We start from the raw sequence: 512 nt of genomic DNA on the forward strand, positions 1-512 counted from the left end.
GCTGCGCAGCGTATCCACAGCGGCCATCAGCGCCACGGGATCGCTATCCAGCTCCGGGCTCACATCGATTACCACGGGGGCTTCCTGTAGCCACTGGGCGGCGTCTTCCAGGCGCTGACTCACCTGTTGGTGGAGGACATTGGCATCCAGATTTTTCAACTGGAGGACCGTCATCATCAGCATGCGGCCCTTGAATTCGATTGCGGTTTTTTCTTCGACGACTGCTGTCATTACTGACCTGTTGTCCGAGGGGCAAAGGGAGGCAAAAAGGCGCTCCGGGCCCAGTGGGGCGTAATTTGGGCAAGACTAGACGAAAGCGACCATGCGTAAAAGCGCCAAAAGGGTGATCTGAATGTTAAATCTCTGTGAGATTGGGCAGATCGGGGATTAACTGCTGGAAAAAGCAGCATTTTGCGCAAAAACGTCAGCGTTGCCTTTTTGTGAAAATGAGCACTGGTTAATTTTTGTGCAGCGGTGCAGGTTCATCGCAAGCCGGAACGTCACTTCGGAGC

General features: G+C 54.1%; 1 pseudogene. It reads right to left on the reverse strand.

The features are described from left to right. Window positions 1-231: pseudogene (locus A3730_RS02990) on the reverse strand (septum site-determining protein MinC); the annotation flags it as partial. Between the last annotated feature and the right edge of the window lie 281 nt (window positions 232-512).

The organism is Alcanivorax sp. HI0044 (assembly GCF_001634945.1).